This window comes from Cellulomonas sp. P4_A2, from assembly GCF_056402515.1.
The window spans coordinates 1-547 of record NZ_JBFUHG010000066.1; the positions used below are offsets into that span (position 1 = coordinate 1).

At 70.6% G+C, this 547-nt stretch carries 1 protein-coding gene; it reads left to right on the plus strand.

The features are described 5' to 3' along the window. The coding region (locus tag AC1DUE_RS20100) for a diaminopimelate decarboxylase family protein (RefSeq protein ID WP_477041176.1) at positions 1-547 on the plus strand (547 nt) is incomplete at both ends.

The following is a 547-nucleotide window of genomic DNA, read 5'->3' on the forward strand; positions in this document are numbered from 1 at the left end:
GACCTCGGCGGCGGTCTGGGCATCGCGTACACCTCCGACGACGACCCGCGCGAGCCGCACGAGATCGCCAAGGCGCTCGGCGACATCGTGACCCGCGAGTGCGAGTCGGCCGGCCTCGCCACCCCGCGGATCTCGGTCGAGCCCGGGCGCGCCATCGTCGGCCCCACCGCGTTCACGCTGTACGAGGTCGGCACCATCAAGCACCTCGAAGGACTGCGTACGTACGTCAGTGTCGACGGCGGCATGTCGGACAACATCCGCACCGCGCTCTACGACGCCGAGTACAGCGTCGCGCTCGTCTCGCGCCGCTCCGACGCCGAACCGATGCTCGTACGCGTCGTCGGCAAGCACTGCGAGAGCGGTGACATCGTGGTCAAGGACGCGTTCCTGCCGTCGGACCTCGCGCCCGGTGATCTGATCGCCGTGCCCGCCACCGGCGCCTACTGCCGCTCGATGGCGAGCAATTACAACCACGCGCTGCGCCCGCCCGTCGTCGCCGTGCGCGACGGAGAGGCGCGGGTGATCGTCCGGCGCGAGACGGAGGAAG